At 65.3% G+C, this 17,136-nt stretch carries 18 protein-coding genes; 12 read left to right on the top strand and 6 right to left on the bottom strand.

Features of this window, described 5'->3' with window-relative positions; genetic code table 11:
- The first annotated feature begins 52 nt into the window (after positions 1-52).
- Positions 53-361: a transcription initiation factor IIB family protein gene (locus B1756_RS01155; protein WP_086886881.1), complete on the top strand. Its 309-nt coding sequence runs from the start codon at positions 53-55 to the stop codon at positions 359-361.
- A 304-nt stretch (positions 362-665) separates the two neighbouring features.
- Here B1756_RS01155 and B1756_RS01150 read toward each other — a convergent pair whose 3' ends face one another.
- Positions 666-1,169 carry a phosphopantetheine adenylyltransferase gene (locus B1756_RS01150; RefSeq protein ID WP_086886880.1) on the bottom strand — a complete coding sequence of 168 codons (504 nt, stop codon included), beginning with the start codon at positions 1,167-1,169 and terminating at the stop codon, positions 666-668.
- A 128-nt stretch (positions 1,170-1,297) separates the two neighbouring features.
- Between B1756_RS01150 and B1756_RS01145 the strand changes: the two genes are divergently transcribed.
- Complete coding sequence (locus B1756_RS01145; RefSeq protein WP_086886879.1) at positions 1,298-3,559, top strand: NADP-dependent malic enzyme; 2,262 nt, start codon at positions 1,298-1,300, stop codon at positions 3,557-3,559.
- Between the two features lie 89 nt (positions 3,560-3,648).
- Here B1756_RS01145 and B1756_RS01140 read toward each other — a convergent pair whose 3' ends face one another.
- Positions 3,649-4,083, bottom strand: a complete 435-nt coding sequence (locus B1756_RS01140; protein WP_086886878.1) for a universal stress protein — start codon at positions 4,081-4,083, stop codon at positions 3,649-3,651.
- Positions 4,084-4,197: 114 nt separating this feature from the next.
- On the opposite strand from B1756_RS01140, the gene B1756_RS01135 reads away from it, so the two are divergent.
- The 3 genes from B1756_RS01135 (at position 4,198) to B1756_RS01125 (ending at position 6,019) form a co-directional block, all read left to right on the top strand.
- Positions 4,198-4,407, top strand: a complete 210-nt coding sequence (locus B1756_RS01135) for a heavy-metal-associated domain-containing protein (protein ID WP_086886877.1) — start codon at positions 4,198-4,200, stop codon at positions 4,405-4,407.
- Between the two features lie 161 nt (positions 4,408-4,568).
- On the top strand, positions 4,569-5,501 hold the full coding sequence (mch, locus tag B1756_RS01130) for a methenyltetrahydromethanopterin cyclohydrolase (RefSeq protein WP_086886876.1): 933 nt from the start codon (positions 4,569-4,571) through the stop codon (positions 5,499-5,501).
- Between the two features lie 26 nt (positions 5,502-5,527).
- A complete protein-coding gene (locus tag B1756_RS01125; protein ID WP_086886875.1) occupies positions 5,528-6,019 on the top strand; it encodes a double winged helix-containing putative transcriptional regulator in 492 nt (163 codons plus the stop codon).
- 28 nt (positions 6,020-6,047) lie between these two features.
- Here the strand turns inward: B1756_RS01125 and B1756_RS01120 are convergent, their stop codons facing one another.
- Positions 6,048-7,691, bottom strand: coding sequence for a GTPBP1 family GTP-binding protein (locus tag B1756_RS01120; RefSeq protein ID WP_086886874.1), 1,644 nt, complete (start codon positions 7,689-7,691; stop codon positions 6,048-6,050).
- 143 nt (positions 7,692-7,834) lie between these two features.
- Here B1756_RS01120 and B1756_RS01115 point away from each other — a divergent pair, with 143 nt between their 5' ends.
- The 3 genes from B1756_RS01115 (at position 7,835) to B1756_RS01105 (ending at position 11,226) form a co-directional block, all read left to right on the top strand.
- A complete protein-coding gene (locus tag B1756_RS01115; protein WP_086886873.1) occupies positions 7,835-8,020 on the top strand; it encodes a zinc finger HIT domain-containing protein in 186 nt (61 codons plus the stop codon).
- Positions 8,021-8,163: 143 nt separating this feature from the next.
- Positions 8,164-9,390, top strand: a complete 1,227-nt coding sequence (locus B1756_RS01110) for an SPFH domain-containing protein (protein ID WP_086886872.1) — start codon at positions 8,164-8,166, stop codon at positions 9,388-9,390.
- Positions 9,391-9,459: 69 nt separating this feature from the next.
- Positions 9,460-11,226, top strand: coding sequence for a YcaO-like family protein (locus B1756_RS01105; protein ID WP_086886871.1), 1,767 nt, complete (start codon positions 9,460-9,462; stop codon positions 11,224-11,226).
- A gap of 575 nt (positions 11,227-11,801) precedes the next feature.
- Here B1756_RS01105 and B1756_RS01100 read toward each other — a convergent pair.
- Entirely contained in the window at positions 11,802-12,374 is a 573-nt protein-coding gene (locus B1756_RS01100) for a hypothetical protein (RefSeq protein ID WP_086886870.1), read from the bottom strand.
- Between the two features lie 136 nt (positions 12,375-12,510).
- On the opposite strand from B1756_RS01100, the gene B1756_RS01095 reads away from it, so the two are divergent.
- Positions 12,511-12,996 carry a cupin domain-containing protein gene (locus tag B1756_RS01095; protein ID WP_086886869.1) on the top strand — a complete coding sequence of 162 codons (486 nt, stop codon included), beginning with the start codon at positions 12,511-12,513 and terminating at the stop codon, positions 12,994-12,996.
- A gap of 43 nt (positions 12,997-13,039) precedes the next feature.
- On the opposite strand, the gene guaB is transcribed toward B1756_RS01095, so the two are convergent.
- Positions 13,040-14,542: an IMP dehydrogenase gene (guaB, locus tag B1756_RS01090; protein ID WP_086886868.1), complete on the bottom strand. Its 1,503-nt coding sequence runs from the start codon at positions 14,540-14,542 to the stop codon at positions 13,040-13,042.
- 135 nt (positions 14,543-14,677) lie between these two features.
- Complete coding sequence (locus tag B1756_RS20000) at positions 14,678-14,803, bottom strand: hypothetical protein (protein WP_267128216.1); 126 nt, start codon at positions 14,801-14,803, stop codon at positions 14,678-14,680.
- A gap of 138 nt (positions 14,804-14,941) precedes the next feature.
- On the opposite strand from B1756_RS20000, the gene B1756_RS01080 reads away from it, so the two are divergent.
- The 3 genes from B1756_RS01080 (at position 14,942) to B1756_RS01070 (ending at position 17,047) form a co-directional block, all read left to right on the top strand.
- Positions 14,942-15,433: a DUF309 domain-containing protein gene (locus tag B1756_RS01080; RefSeq protein ID WP_086886866.1), complete on the top strand. Its 492-nt coding sequence runs from the start codon at positions 14,942-14,944 to the stop codon at positions 15,431-15,433.
- A 117-nt stretch (positions 15,434-15,550) separates the two neighbouring features.
- On the top strand, positions 15,551-16,348 hold the full coding sequence (locus tag B1756_RS01075; RefSeq protein ID WP_086886865.1) for a M14 family metallopeptidase: 798 nt from the start codon (positions 15,551-15,553) through the stop codon (positions 16,346-16,348).
- 147 nt (positions 16,349-16,495) lie between these two features.
- Positions 16,496-17,047, top strand: coding sequence for a YeeE/YedE family protein (locus tag B1756_RS01070; RefSeq protein ID WP_086886864.1), 552 nt, complete (start codon positions 16,496-16,498; stop codon positions 17,045-17,047).
- Positions 17,048-17,136: the final 89 nt, after the last annotated feature.

Here is a 17,136-nt window from a genome sequence, read left to right as displayed (position 1 = left end):
ATTGTCACAGAAGAGGCTGAGATTTATCGTCGTTCCACCGCTAGCTCTCGATATGCACAGCGCCCGGGACCGCGTCGAGTACGAACCCTGGCTCGAGACACTCGAGGAAATCGCAGTCGAACTCGAGCTCACGGGCGAGGCGCGGTCGAACGCGATCGACCTCTTCCTGATGGACGTCCCCGAGGCCGACCGGTCGAAACGCGCGGCGCTCGCGACCAGCCTCTACGCCGGGTCGCTGATCGCCGGCGACGGGCGGACACAGCAGGCCGTCGCCGACGCCGTCGGGGTTTCCCGGCTCTCGATCCAGCAACACTGGAAGTCACGACTCGAGGCGGCTGGGCTCGAGCCACCGGGCTGGTGACGGCGACCGTGGGCGTGCTCTCGACCCAGCCTCCTCGTCGAACCGGAGTCGAAGGCGAACGGATACTCCCGTCCGTTCGAACTGTTTCGAGGATCACGAGGTGCCTGAACAGCGGGGGTTTCGACGAAATCGAGGTAAGTGTACGATACCGAAACGCTCCAGACGGTTTCCTAGCGGGTGGAAATAGCCGATCGAGTGCGAACACCACTGAGAGTCCCTTCCGGCCGATGGTTCGATCGAAGTGACGGTCCAGTGTGACTGATGGTCGAATCGAGAGTACGGTCGGGTATCGGGAGGCGGATACCTACTCCGAGTCCTGCGGCGAGCTCGGCTGGGAATCGTCACCGTCGTCGAGGACGTTCCCGTGCTCGTCGATCTCACCGGCAACGATGCGCGTACTCGAGATGATGTCGCCGTCGTCGGCGAGCAGGTGTGGGACGACGACGATCTCGAGGGGGTCGTGACCGTTCTCCGTGCGGATCTCGTTGATGCGCTCGCCGCCACCTTTCGTCTCGGGGGAGACGATGAGGTAGTCGAACGGTGGTTCGGTCGCGATGCCCGTCGGGGACTCGAGTTTGCGAACCTCGAACTCCCGGTCGAACTCGTCGGCCATTGACTCGAGTTCCTCCTCGAGTCGGCGTTTGCGTTCCTCGAAGGGTCTGACGTGTCGTTCGACGGCACGGGTCTTCGGCGCGAGGTCGTCACTCGTCAACCCGACGGTTACGTCCCCGAGTTCGAACGCCCGTTCGAACAGTTTCCGGTGACCGTCGTGAACGGGGTCGAACGTCCCACCAAGCGCGACGTCCATACCCCACCTCACTGGCGCGGATCGTATAAAACGGTCGAATCGATCACCGATTGTGTCGGCCGGCAGTTCGTCGATCGTCGAAACTACCCTTCGCATCGTTTTTTATGGTGGCCGATAGTGTCCATGGTATGGGAATTGACGAGGACTCTCTGGAGTACCATCGGACCGACCCTCCCGGAAAGATCGAGATTTCGACGACCAAGCCGACGAACACCCAGCGTGACCTCTCGCTTGCGTACTCGCCCGGCGTCGCTGCCCCCTGTCTGGAGATCGACGCCGACGAAACGGACGCCTACACCTACACGGCCAAGGGGAACCTCGTGGGCGTCGTCTCGAACGGGACCGCCGTCCTCGGCCTCGGCGACATCGGTGCCCAGGCCTCGAAACCGGTCATGGAAGGGAAAGGCGTCCTGTTCAAGCGCTTCGCGGACATCGACGTCTTCGACATCGAACTCGACGAGGCTGATCCAGACCGGATCGTCGAGACCGTCAAGATGATGGAACCCACCTTCGGTGGGATCAACCTGGAAGACATCAAGGCGCCGGAGTGTTTCACCATCGAGGAACGCCTCCGCGAGGAAATCGACATCCCCGTCTTCCACGACGACCAGCACGGCACCGCGATCATCTCCGGCTCCGCACTGCTCAACGCCGCTGACATCGCCGGCAAGGACCTGGAAGACCTCGAGATCGTCTTCTCCGGTGCGGGCGCGAGCGCGATCGCGACCGCGAAGTTCTACGTCTCGCTTGGCTGCAAGGAAGAGAACATCACGATGTGTGACTCCTCGGGTATCATCACCGAGGCCCGCGCCGCAGACGGCGAGGTCAACGAGTACAAACGCCAGTTCGCCCAGGACGTCCCCGAGGGCGACCTCGCGGACGCGATGGAGGGTGCAGACGTCTTCGTCGGCCTCTCGATCGGTGGCATCGTCTCTCAGGAGATGATCCAGTCGATGGCCTCCGATCCGATCGTCTTCGCGATGGCCAACCCCGACCCAGAAATCGGCTACGAGGAGGCCAAGGAGGCCCGAGACGACTCCGTGATCATGGCCACCGGCCGCTCGGACTACCCCAACCAGGTCAACAACGTCCTCGGGTTCCCTTTCATCTTCCGTGGCGCACTCGACGTCCGCGCGACCGAGATCAACGAAGACATGAAAGTTGCCTGCGCGCGGGCGCTCGCCCGCCTCGCTCGCGAGGACGTCCCCGACGCCGTCGTCAAGGCCTACGGCGACGAACCGCTCCAGTTCGGTCCCGACTACATCATCCCGAAACCCGTCGACCCGCGCGTCCTCTTCCGGGTCGCCCCCGCCGTCGCGAAGGCCGCGATGGACTCCGGTGCGGCACGAGCAGAGATCGACCTCGAGGCTTACGAGGAGGAACTCGAGGCCCGCCTCGGCAAGTCCCGCGAGATGATGCGCGTGGTCCTGAACAAGGCCAAGACCGACCCGAAGACGGTCGCGCTCGCGGAAGGTGAAAACGAGAAGATGATTCGGGCGGCCTACCAGATCCAGGAGCAGGGCATCGCCCTGCCGATCCTCATCGGTGACGAGGACGAAATCGAAGCGACGGCCGCCTCGCTCGGACTGGACTTCGAGCCGACGGTCGCCGATCCCGAAAACGGCGACTACGAGGCCTATGCCGAACGACTGTACGACCTTCGCCAGCGCAAGGGCATCACCCGGACGGAAGCAACAGAACTCATCGAACGCGACACCAACTACTTCGGGAGCATCATGGTCGAACAGGGTGACGCCGACGCCCTTCTCACGGGGCTGTCCCACCACTATCCGTCGGCACTGCGCCCGCCGCTGCAGGTCATCGGCACGGCACCGGACGTCGACAACGCCGCTGGCGTCTACCTCCTGACGTTCAAGAACCGCATCGTCTTCGTCGCCGACGCGACGGTCAATCAGGATCCCGACGAGGAGGTCCTCGCGGAAGTGACCAGACAGACTGGCGACCTCGCCCGCCGATTCGACATCGAACCGCGTGCGGCCTTGCTCTCGTACTCGAACTTCGGCAGCGTCGACAACGAGGGGACTCGCAAGCCCCGACGCGCCGCACGGATGTTGCAGGACGACCCCGAAGTCGACTTCCCGGTCGACGGGGAGATGCAAGCCGACACGGCCGTCGTCGAGGACATCCTCGAGGGCACCTACGGCTTCTCCGACCTCGACGAACCCGCGAACGTGCTCGTCTTCCCGAACCTCGAGTCGGGCAACATCGGTTACAAACTCCTCCAGCGACTCGGCGGTGCCGAGGCCGTCGGTCCGATGCTCGTCGGTATGGACAAGCCGGTCCACGTTCTCCAGCGTGGCGACGAGGTCAAAGACATCGTCAACCTCGCGGCTGTCGCAGTCGTCGACGCCCAGCAGGAGAGACGCTGACCGCAGGCACCTTTTCGACCGAGTCGAGTCGTTCTGGCGGACGATCCGGCTCTCGTTCGACCGATTCGACTCGAGAAGCAGCCCCGGATTTACGGTGAGACGACCTTCACCGGACGGTCGCTGTCGAGGATGACCGCCTGGGTGACGCTACCGAAGAGTACCTTTCCGACGGGCGACTTTCGCCGCGTGCCGAGGATCAGTTCGTCGACGTCGAACTCCTCGGCGAGATCGAGGATCGCCGCCGGCGGGTTGCCCGTCGCGCTGTGAACGGCCGTCTCGACGCCCCCTTCCTCGAGACGGGACCGTGCGTCCCCGACGAGCGCCGGCAGATCGTCGAACTCCTCACGATTCGTCTTCACTTCGCCGATCTGGACGTCGTCGGCGTCGCTAAACTCGAGTTCTTTGCGGACGTGGAGCAGTTCGACCGCGACCGATTCGGTGACGTCAGGAAGATCGAGAACGGCGTCGAGCTGTGCCTGCGCACGGTCTTCGTGTTCGTCGATGGGAACGAGCACCCTGTACATGGATGCATCCTCGGCAGCGACCTATATTAAAACTCCCCAAGTTTCCACAATTTTTCATCGTGGTCTTCGCGCCCGGGCGCAACGTTCAACCCATCCCCGGCCGTTCGATCGGGCATGGAGCAAACGACGCTCGAGGTAACCGGGATGGCCTGCGACGGATGTGAGGCAAACGTGACCGAGGCCCTCGAGGCGCTCGAGGGCGTGTCGTCGGCGACGGCGAATCACGAAGCAGACGAGGTTCGGGTTGAACACGACGAGGACGCCATCGACGTGGGGACCCTCGTCGGAACGATCGAGGACACCGGGTACGAGCCAGCGGACTGAGGCGGTGACCGACGCCAGTCATACGATCTGCTGGAAGTCATTTCCGGAGCAATCGCGACCCGTCCTGCGGTTGCGCCGGTCAATTGGCACGGCAAAGCGTATCAGCCGATCGGGTGGCGCTGACTGACAACCTATTTTCCGTCGGCGTCCGAAGCGAGCCTATGGAGAGTTTAAACCGGATGGCGATCGAGCTGGTCGACGAGGCCCTCGAGTACGCCGAGGAGCTATCGATCGGCGGCTACGATCTCGAAAACGGGGCGACAGTCCTCGACTTCGGCCTCGAGTTCGACGGCGGTATCGAGGCCGCGCTGTTGCTCACCGAGATCCAGACGGCCGGACTGGCGACGCCGAGTCGTCACCTCGATTCGATCGGTGGTGCGCCGATCCAGTACGTCGAGCTGTCGACCGACCGGCCGGCGCATTCCCTGCTGTGTTCCCAGAAGGCAGGCTGGGAGCTGCGGACCGAGAACTTCGAGGGGCTGGGCAGCGGCCCTGCCCGCGCACTCGTCGCCCGTGAGGAGGAGTTCCATCGGATCGGTTACACTGACGTCTTCGACCTGACCGCGCTGGCCGTCGAAACCGATCAGGACCCGACCGAGGCGGCGGCCGAACAGGTTGCCGACCTTGCAGAGGTCGAACCGAGCAGCGTCTTCCTGCTCGCGTACCCGACGGCGAGCCTCGTCGGCAGCGTTACGAACGCGGCTCGAGCGGCCGAACTGGCGACGTTCCGGCTCACCGAAGCGGGCTACGACCCGCTCGACGTGATCTCCGCGGCGGGGCGCGCGCCGGTCGCGCCGGTCGCCGGTGACGAACGAACCGCCATCGCGCGGACGAACGATGCCATCGCCTACGGCGGAACGGCCCACCTGACGGTTCGCGAAGACGCAGACTACTTCGACGCGGTGCCGTCGACGGCGGCCGACGAGCACGGCCAACCGTTCGCCGACCTCTTCGAGGACCTCGAGTGGGACTTCTCGGAGGTCCCTGCCGATCTCTTCGCGCCCGCGAAGGTGACGATCGACGTCGTCGGCGGGCCGACCTACGTCTACGGCGAGACCGACGAGGAGCTGCTCGTCGAGTCGTTCGATCTCTGACTGACCGAGGTGACGACGATCCACCCGTGAAATTCAAACCAGTCCCCGAACCCCCGGACGCCCTCGAGGGGCTCGAGCGCGTCGTCCACACCGTCCCCGCCCGTTCGGTCGCCGTCGACGACTGCTGTGCCCACCTCGTTGCAAAAACGGACCTCGAGACGCGAGAGGAGGCCGCGGCGTGGCTCACGTTTCTGCGTGCGCTCGAACTCGTCGACGAGGGTCGGGAGGGGTACTACCGACTCGAGGGTGCCAGCTCGAGCGACGGAGTCGACGACCGTGGTACCGACGTCGCGCGATGTCGACGTGCGTTCGTGGACCGCGTCTACGGCGTCGAGGCGGTGCTCGCCGCACTCGAGGCGGTCGGGAAGCCGCTGTCAGCGAGTGAACTCGCAGACGGTGTCGACGATCGGCTCGTGAGCGATCGAAGCGGGTCCGGAGAACGTCTCGTTCGGCTCCTCGAGTGGGCCGTGCTGTTCGATCTCGTGGAGCGTGACGGGGACCGATACGACGTTGCCTGACGCACGTACGAAGGAGGTGGTTCCAGTCTCAGTCAATCGGCGTCACGTCCGTCACCGTCCCGACGCCCTTGCTCCGGCCCTCGCGGAAGACGAACTTCTGGCCTTCCTCGACGAGATACGGGCGGAACTTGAACCGGACGGTCGCCTCGCCGGTGTCGCCCGGCAGCAGACGGCCGTCCTCTGGATAGAAGGCCGCGGCCTCGCCGATCGTCTCGAGGTGGACGACGGGTTCGTAGCCGTCGCCGATACGCGTCGGGTGGTTGAGCACCATCACTTCAGCCTCGAACTCCCGGACAGGTGTCGGGTCCGCGTCTCGCGGCAGGAGGACCATGCCGCGTTCGATCGCGCTCTCCTTGACGCCCTTGAGCGCGATGCCGACGATGCGCCCGGCTCGCGCCCGGTCGACGCGGTGGTAGTGCATCTCGATCGAGCGGACCTCGACTTCCTGAAATCGGCCGTCAGGCATCGGGCCGAGTAAGAGTTCGTCGCCGGCCTCGACCTCGCCGGCCATCACGGTGCCGGAGGCGACCGCGCCGACGCCGGTCACCGAGTAGCTGCGATCGACGTACATCCGGAACTCGCCGGCATCCTGAGCGGTCTTGGGAAGGCGGTCGAACAGTTCGTCCAGGGTCTCGAGGCCGTCCATCGTGATCGCGCTGGTCTCGACGATGGGGACGACTCGATCGCCGATTTCCTCGACGGCGGCGTCGACGCCGTGGCGGGCGACCCGGAGCGGAGACTTTTCGACGTCGCGCAGGAGTCGTTCGACCTCGCGTTCGACTTCCTCGACGCGCTCGTCGTCGACGGCGTCGACCTTGGTGATGGCGACGATGGTCGGGAGTTCGGTGGCGAGCAGGACGCCGAGGTGTTCGCGGGTGGTGCGGGTCGGGCCGTCGTCGGCTGCGACGACGAGCAGTCCGTAGTCGAGTTTCTGGCCGACGAGTCCCCGAATGGTGGTGCGAAGCCACGGCTCGTGACCGACGGTGTCGACGAACGAAACGAGCCGGTCGGCCTCCTCGACGACCTCGGCGCGGTCTGCCTTGCGGTTCGGGTTCCGGACGTGGACCGGCCCCTCGTCGTCGAAGCCGTAGACCGCGTAGGAGAGGTCCGCCGAGAGCCCCCGTTCGACCTCGTGGGGCTGGACGTCGAGGTACGCGCGGGTCGCGCCGTCGCCGTCGTCTGGCTTGCCGGTGACGAGCGAGCCGACAAGCGTGCTCTTGCCGTGGTCGACGTGGCCGGCCGTCCCGACGACGACGTGCTCGTCGTCCGTCTCGAGGACGCCGCCGTCCTGAACGAGCGCGACCCCGACGAGGCCACCACGGGATCGCGGCGTGGGCTGGCTCGAGGTCCCCTCATCGCCGTCGACGCCCCACGTCTGGACGTCCTCGATGTGAGCGTCGGCTTCCTCGGCGAGCAGAGAGAGCACGTCCATCGTCTCGGAGAAGGTGTCGGGATCGATGCCGGCGAGTCCGCCATCGTCGGTGACGCCGACGACGTAGGTCGCTTCGCCGTCGCCGGAGAGCAGTCGGTGTCTGAGCTGGGCCGCCAGGCTCTCGCGTCGGCCACCCTCGAGGTGGACGTCCCGTGAGAGTCGTTCCTTGAACTCGACGTTGCCTCCGTCCTGTTCGCCACGTTCCAGGGCCCGCTCGAGGAGGGCCCGGTCACGGCTCATACGGCTCGATAGCGGTTCACACGTCAAAAGCCTTCTCGTCGGAAGATAACACGTCTCATGATCCACCATCTATCCCGGTCGGCCCGGTTCGCCACCGTGGTCGCTGGGGCCGGGTTCAAGGGACTCCAGACCGAACGGGTGGTATGAGCGTCAGCGGTCTCTGCCAGATCTGTGAGGCCCGTCCCGCCGAGTACCGATGTGACGCGTGCGGGACGCTCGCCTGCGAGATGCACTTCGAACGGGAGCGCGGACTGTGCGCCGATTGCGTCGCGCGGGCCGACCCGACCCGACCCGCAGACGACGAGGACGTCGACGTCCACCGGTTCTGACCCGGTCCCGTTCGCCCGGTCGTGCCACCGCGGGTCGCACCCGGGACGTTCGGGTGCGATCCAGCCAGTAATCGCTCGTTTCACCCGACGTCCCCCCGCAGTTCGGCCCAAGAGTTATTCGCTCCGACGCCATTGTGTCAGTGATGGACACTCACACCTTCGCCCTCGGTGACCTGTCACCACTCTTCGAGCAGGCGATCGGTCCGCCGCAGTCGTTCCAGCCGCTGCAGGTTGGACTCGAGGACCCGCTACTGGTGATCGGCGCGCTCGTGCTCGTGCTCGTGGTGGCGACCGTCTGGTCGATGGTCGAAATCGTCGACGCGTACAACCGGGGTGCACTGACCGTCTTCGGTGAGTACCGCAAACTGCTCCAGCCGGGACTCAACATCGTCCCGCCGTTCGTCTCGCGGGTCCACACGTTCGACATGCGAACGCAGACGATCGACGTGCCGAGTCAGGAGGCGATCACGCGCGACAACTCGCCGGTGACGGCCGACGCCGTCGTCTACATCCGCGTGATGGACGCCAAGCGAGCCTTCCTCGAGGTCGACGACTACGAGCGGGCGGTGTCGAACCTCGCCCAGACCACCCTGCGGGCGGTGCTTGGTGACATGGAACTGGACGATACCCTGAGCCGGCGCGAGAAGATCAACGCCCGCATCCGGGAGGAACTCGATCGGCCGACCGACGAGTGGGGGATCCGTGTCGAAAGCGTCGAGGTCCGCGAGGTCACCCCATCGCGGGACGTCAAGGGTGCGATGGAGCAACAGACCTCCGCCGAGCGAAAACGCCGCGCCATGATCCTCGAGGCACAGGGTGAACGCCGCAGTGCCGTCGAACGCGCCGAGGGTGAGAAGCAGTCGAACATCATCCGCGCACAGGGTGAAAAACAGAGTGAGATTCTCGAGTCCCAGGGTGACGCCATCTCGACCGTCCTCCGGGCACGGGCTGCCGAGTCGATGGGCGAACGCGCGGTCATCGACAAGGGCATGCAGACACTCGAAGAGATCGGCCAGAGCGAGTCGACCACCTTCGTCCTCCCGCAGGAACTCACCTCGATGGTCGGTCGCTACGGCAAGCATCTCTCGGGCAGCGACGTCAGCGAAGACGGCGCGGAACTCGAGAGCCTCGAGTTCGACGAAGAGACGCGCGAGCTGATCGGGCTGGACGACATCGCGGAGATCATCGGCGAGATCGAAGAGACCGAGATGGACGTCGAGGCGATGGAACGAGAGGCCCAGGCGATCAAGGAAGGCGAGGACGTCTCGCCGGAGACGGGTGACGTCGTCGACGTCTCGGAGTCCAGACAGGAGGCTCGAGAGGACGGCGGGCAGGAGACGCGAGAAGACGGTGGATCGGACGACGACTAGCCGACGCTGGGGACTGAGACGACGGGTGACGTCAGGAGCTTTTTAGCGGTCCCGCGTGAGCGTACGGGCATGCAGGTTCACGTCGTCGGCGACGACCCGGTTCGTGCGGCCGTCGTCGCCGCGCTGGATGACGTCGACGTGTCAGTCGTCGGTACCGAACCGACGGAGATCGAGGACGCCCGGTTCGCCGTCGTCGCCGACGTCGCTGGCTCGCAGACGTTCGATCGTGCGAACGCGGCCGCTCGAGCAGGTGCCACACCGTGGATCGCGGTGGAGGTCGGCGGCGTCGGCGGCTACCCGCTCGAGTCGGTCGACGCCGCGATTTCGGGATTCGCCCCGAAGACGGGCTGTTTCGCGTGTCTCCGCTCTCGCGTCAGATCGCACGCCAGTGAGCCACAGGTCGGTGACACACCCTCGGCCGAACGGGCGACGGCGCGACTGGCCGGCGCGCTCGCCGGCCGAGAGTGCGTCCGCGTGCTCTCGGGGGACGATCGGACGATACTCGGCCAGGTCGTCGAACTCCCCCACCGTCGGCGGCGACTCCTTCCAGTCCCCGGCTGTGACTGTGCTGAGGGTGGTCGGGACCGGACCATAGTCCGCGAGGACGACAGCTTCACACTCGAGGCTGCGGTCGAACGCGTCGACGCAGCGATCGACGAGCGAGTGGGGCCCGTCGAGAGCATCGGTGAGGTCGAATCGTTCCCGGCACCGTACTACCTCGCGACGATCGCAGAGACCGGCCGATTCAGCGACGCGAGCGCACCCAGGCAGGCCGCTGGCGTCGCCGACGACTGGAACGCCGCGCTGATGAAAGCCGTCGGCGAAGGCCTCGAGCGCTACTGCGCCGGCGTCTACCGCGAGGAGGACTTCGTGCGCGCGAGCGAGGACGCCCTCGGACCCGAACGGGTCGTCTCACCCAGTGCTCTCGTCCGACCGGAGGACGCGCCCGAGTACGATCCGGCGGCCAAACATCGGTGGGTCGAGGGCGAGCACCTCGCCACGAACGAGCAGGCACACCTTCCGGCTGCCGCAGTGCACTTTCCCCAGCCGGGCGAGTCACTCGTCCCCGCGATAACGACTGGCCTCGGGCTCGGCTCCTCGAGCGTCGACGCCCTCCTCTCCGGGCTGACAGAGGTGATCGAACGCGACGCGACGATGCTCGCCTGGTACTCGACGTTCGATCCCCTCGGACTCGCCGTCGAGGACGACCGGTTCGAGACGCTCGAGCGCCGCGCCGGCAGCGAGGGGCTCGCGGTGACGCCGCTGCTAGTTACGCAGGACGTCGACGTGCCGGTCGTCGCCGTTGCAGTCCACCGTGATCCGGACGAATTCGGGGACATCGACCCCGAAGACGATTCCTGGCCCGCGTTCGCCGTCGGGTCGGCGGCCGACCTGGACGCCACCGATGCCGCCGTCGGCGCGCTCGAGGAGGCGATCCAGAACTGGATGGAACTGCGAAATCTCGGCCCCGAGGAGGCCGCGGCGTCCTCCGGCGAGATCGGCGAGTACGCGAGGTTCCCCGCGGCCGCACGCGAGTTCCTCGACGTCGAGACGACCGTCCCTGCCTCGAGCGTCGGCCCGGATCCGGTCCCTACGGGTCGTGAGGCGCTCGAGTCGGTCGTCGACCGGGTCGTCGACGCTGGCCTCGAGCCCTACGCAGCCCGGGTGACGACCCGCGACGTCGAGGCACTCGGATTCGAGGTCGTCAGAGTCGTCGTTCCCGGTGCCCAGCCGCTGTTCACACAGGAGCCGTACTTCGGCGAGCGCGCAGAGTCCGTTCCCGACGACCTCGGGTTCGAGCCGCGACTCGAACGGTCGTATCACCCCTATCCCTGACTCGAGGGTATGGCTCGTCTGTTCTGGTGAAGTCTGGCGGAGGCTGACCGTAATTCATTCTCAGCACTGACAGTGCGCGGTCGTTCCATCAGGCAACGGTACAGGAGAGTCCCGTCGAATCTACAGAGATACAGCGAGAGTGCCTCGGGGGTCGGCCGAAAATCTCCGATTTTCGTGATGACGAAAGGCCTCCGGCTTTCGAACCACTTGCCCCCGAGGGTGAATCGCATAAGCTTCACTCCTAGTTCCACCGTATTGACGAGTACAGTTGCGACGTGGGTTACAGACCGCAATCCGAAGCAACTGCGCGCAGTTGCGAGGAATGCGACACCTCTCAAAACCCGCGCTCCTGGCGTGGTGAGATGGGTGTTGTCGGGTCGTAGTGGAGCGACCGACCCTCACGGACACAACGGGTGTTCGGGTGGTAATTCCAGCCGACCCTTTTCGGGAAGGTCGAGGAGAATTACATTCGCCTGCGTCCATCCGTCCGTTTCTGGTCGGAATGGACAAAACGGTGAAGCCCCGGGGCTTGTCCTCGAGGTACTTCACGGAGTGAACGGCCCCTCGAGAACGGGTCAGGACTCGAGCGCGTCCGCGTCGCCTTCGTCGACGTCGGTCTCCTCGTTGGACCCGTCGGCGGTGTCGTTCGTTCCCTCGAGATCGTCGTCGTCGAATTCCGTCGCATCCTCCGGGTCGTCGATCGTTTCTCGTTGGGAGGCGTCCTGGTCCTCGACGGTCTCCTGGTCGTCTCCGGCCGTCTGGAGTTCGATCTCGATTTCCTCGTCGTACACGCGGATCAAGACGAGCCTCGTGTCCTCGGAGATCGCGGCCTGCTGGGCGTCGAGTTCGGTCCCCTCGTCGGTGTCGATCTCGGCGACCCGGAGGAACTGATCGGTGCCGCGAAGGTGGGAGGGGTAGACGCTCTCGCCAGCGCCGACGGTGATCCCTTCCTCGTAGATCTGCTGGTCGGTCTCGCGGTCGTGGGCCTCGAAGTGGAGGTTTCGCGGTTCCTCGGCCTCGCTGTGGATCTCCATCGGGATGACGCCCTGGATGCCGCCCGTGAAGTGTTCCGCGACGCCGTCGACGCAACCCGCGAACCCCACGCTCCCGAGTGCAGCTCCGACCTGGAGTACCCTGCGACGGTTCACACTCGAGGCGTCGGCACCGGACGCACGTAGGCATTGCGTTCCAGACTGCGCCCTGACGCGTCGATTGCTCGCATCTGCACTCGTGACCGACTGCCGCAATCACTGGTATTTTTGCGTTCGACGAAGATGCCGTGGTATGGACAAACGTGCCATCGACGACGTTCCGAACCAGCCCAGTCCGTTGGAAGTGCACTCGGTCAGGCGACCGATCTCCGACGCCCTCGGGTTTTCAGACTTCGCGATGAACTACTTCGAACTCGAGCCCGGCGAATCGTTCTCGGGTGGTTTTCACACCCACCACGACCAGGAAGAGGTCTTCTACGTCCAGTCAGGAACGGCGAATTTTGATACAGAAGACGGCGAAGTCGTCGTCGACGCCGGCGAGGTGATCCGGTTCGAACCGGGTGAGTTCCAGCAGGGCTACAACGCCGAGGATGCAGACGAGATGGTCGTCGGCTTCGCGTTCGGTGCCCCCGCGTCGAAACACGACTGGGACCAGATCGAGTCGATCGTCTACTGTCGAGCGTGTGAGCAAGAACAGGGCCACGGCCTCGAGTTGACCGAGGACGCGGAGTTCAAGATGTACTGCCTCGAGTGTGAGACGGCGATAACGACGGGGTAATTCGGCGTGGGTTCTCCGCCACAGCCCGTCAGTGAGTGACCGATCAGCTGTCGTTCGGCGAGTAGTTCGGTGCCTCGTCGGTGATGACGACGTCGTGGGCGTGGCTTTCGGCCTGACCCGCAGGTGAGATCCGGACGAACTCGCTTCGCTCTTTGAACTCGGGGATGGTCGCCGCGCCGACGTACCCCATGCCGGACTGCATCCCGCCGGCGAGCTGGTGAAGTTCGGACTTGAGCGGACCTTTGTAGGGCGTGGCGGCCTCGACGCCCTCGGGGACGTACTCGTCGTCTTCCTCGGGCTCTTCCTTGAGGTACCGGTCGCTGTCACCGGATTTCATCGCGCCGACGCTGCCCATCCCGCGGTACTGCTTGTACTTCTTGCCGTTCATCGTGACGACGCGGCCGGGCGCTTCCTCGGTGCCGGCGAAATAGGAGCCGAGCATGACCGCGTCAGCGCCGGCGGCGACGGCCTTGATCGCGTCGCCGGAGTAGCGGATGCCGCCGTCGGCGATCACGGGAACGCCGTGCTCGCTCGCGACGTCTGCGACCTGTGAGACGGCCGTGATCTGGGGCATGCCCGCCCCCGAGACGACGCGCGTGGTACAGATCGAACCGGGGCCGATGCCCACTTTGATGCCGTCTGCGAAGTCGACGAGTTCCGCGGCTGCTTCCCGGGTGCCGACGTTGCCAACCACGACGTCGGCCTCGACTGCGGATTCGATCTCTTTCGCGCCGTCGATGACGTTCCGGTTGTGCGCGTGAGCAGTGTCGATGAACAGAATGTCGGCACCGGCCTCGTCGGCTGCCTCGGCACGATCCATCTCGAACGGACTGACCGCGACGCCGAGCCGGAGCCGACCCTCCTCGTCCCGGACGGCCTCGCCGTACTCTCGGCGCTGGAGGATTCCCTGCATCGTCACCAGCCCGACGAGTAGATTCTCGTCGTCGACCACGGGGACGCGCTCGATCTTGTGCTCGTACATCAGTTCGAAGGCCTCCCGAGCCTCGACGTCCTCGTCGGCGGTGACGACCTCGTCGGTCATGGCCTCCGTGACCTGGTCGTCCTCGTTGACCTCGAGGTGGGGCCGGATGTCCGTACTCGAAATGATCCCCAGTACCTCGCCGTTGGTGTTGACGACGGGAGCGCCGCCGACGCCCTCGCGGGCCATGACCTCGTCGACCTCGCGGACGGTCATCTCGGGGTCGGCGGTGACGACCGCCTCGTGGGGGATGATGAGTTCGTCGGCGCTCTTGACGCGGTCGATCTCCTCGACCATCTGGTCGATGGTCATGTTGCGGTGGAGGACCCCCAGCCCGCCGTGGCGTGCCATCGCGATCGCCATGTCGCTCTCGGTGACGGTGTCCATCGCCGCCGAGAGGATCGGGACCGACACCTCGACGGATTTCGAGACGTTCGAGGTGAGATCGGCCTCGTCGGGCTCGACGCGACTCTCCTTGGGGCGCAGGAGGACGTCGTCGAAGGTCAGCGCTTCCGGTACCTCGAGTTTCGAAGAATAGGGCTCGTGCTCGGGAACGTCGTTCGCCATGTAAACCGTCGGAACGCGCGGGCAAAAAGCGTTGCGAGATCGAAACCCCGTGTGACCCGCTCACGAGTCCCTTCGTGACTGCCTCGACGTGACGAGTGGCGAGTGACGACGACGGGACACGTCTCGTCCGGGCGCTCAGGCGTCGAACTCGAGTTCGTCTTCGGGATACCGGCTCTTGCAGTTCAGACACTGGTATCCGCCCTCGACGTGCTCGTAGAGGCGTTCGCCGCAGTTGCGACATCGACCGTAGGGGTGGGTCATCGTCTCGTCTCTGGGAGCGAGACGGAATAAGTTCTCCCCCTCGGAGGGCCGGTCGTGGTCGGCCGGTGGGTACAGCAGGTGTCCAGCCTCGAGTACGGTGAGCGATGGGATTACACGGTTCGAGCCCCGAGAACGGCCATGGACGATCACACGGCCGACCCGACGGTCGACCCGCCGCCGACGGGCCGACAGCCGACTGGCTGGGACCCAGACGCGGGCCGCTGGGAGCACGCAACGCTCCGACAGGCGACCCGACACGGCGTCCGGCTATTCAACGACAGGGCCTTCCACGAGTCTCACGACTGTTTCGAACTCGAGTGGTACAACTACGGTTCCGGCTCCATCGAGAGCCAGTTCCTCCACGGGATGGTTCAGGTCGCCGCTGGCGCGTACAAGCATTTCGACTTCGAAAACGACGAGGGAATGCGCAGCCTCTTCCAGACCTCGCTGCAGTACTTTCAGGGCGTCCCGCCCGATTTCTACGGCGTCGACGTCCTCGACGTCCGGACGACGGTCACGAACGCCCTCGAAGACCCCGGGGTGCTCGACGGGTGGAAGATCGTCCTCGACGCTCGGATCCAGACGGCGACCGACACAGATTACGCCTACCTCGAGGCGCTCGAAGAGTAACCTTCCTGTCGCGAGACGGGTGTGCGTCGCTCCTGACGCCGGTAACCACACCCTTCTCCTCGGGCCGGGTGTGAACGAACCGAACGGCATTTCAGCGTCGCGTCCAATGTGCAGGCGATGAGAGTTGCACAGCTCGGATCCGGGACGCCCGAGGTCGCGGTGGTCGCTGGCGTCCACGGAGACGAACCCTCCGGCGTCAGGGCCGTCGAACAGTTGCTCGAGGAACGGCCGTCGGTCGAGCGCCCCGTCAAACTCGTCATCGCGAACGAACGAGCGATCGAATGCGGAGTTCGGTACCTCGAGGAGGACCTGAACCGTGCGTTTCCGGGTGATCCGGACGCCGCCACTCACGAAGGGCGGCTCGCGCACCGACTCACCGACGAGCTCGCCGACTGCCTGACGTTCTCGATGCACTCGACGCAGAGTCACGCCGAGCCGTTCGCTATCGTCGACGGTGTGGGAGACCTCACGCGGCGGATCGTCCCCCAGCTACCGGTTTCGGCGATGGTCGAAACGGGGAACTTCGCCGATGGGCGACTGTTCTCGACGATCGAGACGATCGAAGTCGAGTGTGGTCTCCAGGGCTCCGAACGGGCGATCCAGAACGCCCACCGGTTGCTCCGGGCGTTTCTCACCGCCGTGGGCGTGCTGCCCGGCGATACGGTTCGCACGGAGGTTCCGGTCTACCAGCTTACCGACGTCATCGACAAGCAGCGAGCAGAGACGTACGAAGTCTTCGTCGAGAACTTCGTCGAAGTCGAGACCGGCGAGACGTTCGCTGCCGCCGACGGGATCGAACAGGTCGCCGACGAATCGTTCTACCCGGTCCTCATGTCCCCGTACGGCTACCAGGACGTCTTCGGGTACACGGCAGACCGCATCGACGTCCTGACGCCGCCACCGGCAGCCGACTGATACGCGGTCGACAGCCGACCGGACGACCGACCCTGGCGACAGTCGTCTGGTGTCCACGCTCGGGCGCGAGCGGCGTCGGAGATACGGTCAAGTTTCCCCGAGTCGGAAGCCTTGATACGTCGGGATTACCTTCCTCCGGTACTGACTATGACGTGGCTCTTCGTGGCGACGATCGCGGAGCTGTTCCCCCACGGGATCAGCCACTACGCGATCGGTGGGTTGCTCGTCGGCCTCGGAACGGCCGTGATCTACCTCGGGACCGGTATCCCCGCAGGCGCGAGTACGTTCCTCGAGTCGACGCTCTCGTACGTCTCCGACCGATCGCGCTTCCAGCAGTATCGTGCCTCTCGAGACTGGCGGGTCGTCTTCACCCTCGGCATCGTCGCCGGGGCGGCCGTCTACGCGCTGACGTTCCAGTCCGGCCTGCTCTCGAGCGGGCTCCACCAGACGGCGACGACGGGCGAGTTACGCGACATCGGCGGGATCACGATCTGGCTGACCGACGTCCAGCCGTGGCGGCTGTTCCTCGGGGGGATCCTCATCGGGATCGGGACCCGGCTCGGCAAGGGGTGTACCTCGGGCCACGGCGTCTGTGGCGTCGGCTCGGCCTCGTCCGCTTCGTTCGTCGGCGTCGCGACCTTCCTGCTGGTCGCCATCGGCGTTGCGCAACTCGTGATGGCGCTGGGGGTGAGTCCGTAATGGGCGAGAGCCGACCGGAGGGAGGGTCTCGGAAACGCGAACGGGGAGTGAAACGACCCGTGAGTCGCGAGATCCGAGTTACGCGAGGG

Origin of the sequence: Natrarchaeobaculum aegyptiacum, assembly GCF_002156705.1 — an archaeon.
GTDB lineage: Archaea > Halobacteriota > Halobacteria > Halobacteriales > Natrialbaceae > Natrarchaeobaculum > Natrarchaeobaculum aegyptiacum.
Note: the sequence above shows the minus strand (reverse complement) of the source record. Positions and strands in the feature narration are given on the sequence as shown.